This is a genomic window from Nocardioides sp. (assembly GCF_031422975.1).
Lineage (GTDB): Bacteria > Actinomycetota > Actinomycetes > Propionibacteriales > Nocardioidaceae > Nocardioides.
Map to the genome: position 1 here is coordinate 1 of NZ_JANPEO010000467.1, position 1,646 is coordinate 1,646.

Here is a 1,646-nt window from a genome sequence, read left to right on the forward strand (position 1 = left end):
CCGTCGAAGCCGAGGTCGCGTCCCTGCTCGCACTCTGCAAGGAATCCGGCCTCGTCCTTGATGTCGTTGTACACGCCGTCGAGGATCACCTTGCCAGCCGCACGGGCTCCGAGCAGGCAATGGCCGAGGCCGGCGAGCAACGGCTGGCGGCCGGGAACGTGGGCGGCTTGGAGCTCCTTGGCAAGATCGTTGGTGCCCATGACCAGCACGGCGAGGCGCTCCGAGCTCATGGCGATCTCCAGCGCGGAGAGCATCGCGAGTGGGGTCTCGAGCATGGCCCAGATCATGGTGTGGTCCGGTGCTCCACCAGCCTCCAGAGCCCGCTCGATCAGGTGCACGTCGGCGGGTGAGTCGATCTTCGGGACGACGACAGCGGCAGGCCCGGCGGCGGCGATGGCGCGGAGATCATCGTCGTGCCACGGCGTGCCGATGCCGTTGGCGCGGATGGCGATCTCGCGCGACCCGTAGGCACCTGAGGTGGCGGCTGAGCACACACGCTCGCGCGCTTCCGGCTTGGCGTCGGGAGCGACGGCGTCTTCCAGATCGAGGATCAGTGCATCGGCCGGGATCGTCTGGGCCTTCTCCAGCGCCCGCTCGTTGGCCCCGGGCATGTACAGCACTGAACGCCGGGGTCGAAGGGTGGCGTCGGTCATCAGGCTTCCACCTCGGTGTAGGCCTTGGCCAGCTCTGGATCCTTGGCGGACAGCTGGTCGGCCAGCTCGAGCATCACCTTGCACTGCTTCACCGAGGCGTCGTCCTCCATCTTGCCGTTGAGCATCACGGCACCGGTGCCGTCGCCCATCGCCGCCACCACCTCGCGCGCATGACGCACGTCGGCAGGGTCGGGGGAGAACACCCGCTTGGCGATCTCGATCTGCACGGGGTGCAGGCTCCATGCCCCCACGCAACCGAGCAGGTAGGCGTTGCGGAACTGGTCCTCGCAGGCGACGGTGTCCTTGATGTCGCCGAAGGGACCGTAGAAGGCGAAGATCCCGTTGGCCTGGCAGGCATCAACCATGCGGGCGACCGTGTAGTGCCACAGGTCCTGCTGGTAGATGGCGCGGGGGCCGTCGATGTCGCCGTCGACCGGGTCCTGCCGCACGAGGTAGCCCGGGTGACCGCCACCGACCCGCGTCGTCTTCATCCGGCGATTGGCGGCGAGGTCGGCGGGGCCGAGCGAGAGGCCCTGCATGCGCGGACTCGCAGCGCAGATCTCCTCGACGTTCGCGACGCCGAGGGGCGTCTCGAGGATCGCGTGGACCATCAGGGGCTTCGTGAGCCCGGCTCTCGCCTCGAGCTGGGCGAGCAGTCGGTCGACGTAATGGATGTCCCAGGCGCCCTCGACCTTCGGGACCATGATGACGTCGAGCTTATCGCCGATCTCCGTCACGAGCGTCGTCAGATCATCGAGGCACCAGGGCGAATCGAGACTGTTGACCCGGGTCCAGAGCTGGCAGGTTCCGAAATCCACCTCGCGCCCGATCTTCACGAGACCTTCGCGCGCGGCGATCTTGTTGTCGGCCTGGATCGCATCCTCGAGGTTCCCGAGCATCACGTCGCATTTCTTCGCAATCTCCGGGACCTTCGAGGCCATCTTCGGATTCGACGGATCGAAGAAATGGATCATGCGCGACGGCCTGAACGGG

At 67.0% G+C, this 1,646-nt stretch carries 2 protein-coding genes; both read right to left on the reverse strand.

Translation table 11 applies throughout. From position 1 onward, the window contains the following. A partial coding sequence (locus tag RMO85_RS13930; protein WP_310529327.1) for a CoA ester lyase occupies positions 1–611 on the reverse strand: 611 nt, incomplete at its 3' end. Between the two features lie 41 nt (positions 612–652). After that, entirely contained in the window at positions 653–1,627 is a 975-nt protein-coding gene (locus RMO85_RS13935) for a CoA ester lyase (RefSeq protein WP_310529328.1), read from the reverse strand. Positions 1,628–1,646 lie beyond the last annotated feature (19 nt).